At 47.7% G+C, this 530-nt stretch carries 1 pseudogene; it reads left to right on the top strand.

Annotation, left to right across the window (positions count from 1 at the left end):
• Positions 1 to 530, top strand: a pseudogene (locus ICN48_RS13770) (UDP-glucose 6-dehydrogenase); the annotation flags it as partial.

The raw sequence follows: 530 nt of genomic DNA, 5'->3' as shown, positions 1-530 counted from the left end.
GATATTGCTGCCTCAGTTGCTCATGGTGATATTCAGTTCATCGCGGTTGGTACACCTCCGGATGAAGATGGCTCAGCTGATTTGCAATACGTCGTAGCGGCAGCGCGCAATATTGGTCGTCATATGACTTCTCCTAAAGTCATCGTCGATAAATCGACGGTGCCAGTGGGTACTGCTGACAAAGTTTTTGCAGCCATTACGCAAGAGCTAAAAAAAAGAAGCTTATCTCCAGAACTGTGTTCTGTAGTCTCTAACCCTGAGTTCCTCAAAGAAGGCGCTGCCGTAGAAGACTTTATGAGGCCAGACCGCATTGTGATTGGCACTGAAAGTACCCCCGCAGGATTGCATGCCAAAGAGCAGATGCGCAAGCTTTACGCTCCCTTTAATCGCCACCATGAGCGTACCTATTACATGGATGTCAAAAGTGCTGAGCTAACTAAATACGCAGCCAATGCGATGCTAGCGACCCGTATCTCCTTTATGAACGAGTTAGCCAATTTGGCTGACTTAGTAGGCGCTGATATTGAAGC

It is taken from the genome of Polynucleobacter sp. JS-Safj-400b-B2 (genome assembly GCF_018881975.1).
Taxonomy (GTDB): domain Bacteria; phylum Pseudomonadota; class Gammaproteobacteria; order Burkholderiales; family Burkholderiaceae; genus Polynucleobacter.
This window is presented reverse-complemented; position numbering and strand designations above follow the sequence as displayed.